At 49.4% G+C, this 239-nt stretch carries 1 pseudogene; it reads right to left on the reverse strand.

From position 1 onward, the window contains the following. A pseudogene (locus tag ACTHS4_RS12500) lies at positions 1-239 on the reverse strand (Na(+)-translocating NADH-quinone reductase subunit C); the annotation flags it as partial.

Here is a 239-nt window from a genome sequence, read left to right on the forward strand (position 1 = left end):
TAGTAGGTAATGCCGTTGATGGTGTTGCCGTCAGGTTGAATGGCGACAAAACCGTACATGACAGACCACAAACCGTTGCCGTGCATAGGCAGGATGATTTGGCTGACTTTGCCGTCTTCGCCTTTTACCAAGTAAACCTCAGTGTATTTGGCACGGCTTTTGATGCCTGCCAAATCGTCTTCAGGTTTGATTTGAATACTTTGGGCAGGGTCTTTGCTGGCAACGCGTGCGCTGAAGTC

The organism is Neisseria sp. P0014.S009, assembly GCF_051958155.1.
Classification (GTDB): Bacteria; Pseudomonadota; Gammaproteobacteria; order Burkholderiales; family Neisseriaceae; genus Neisseria; species Neisseria flavescens_C.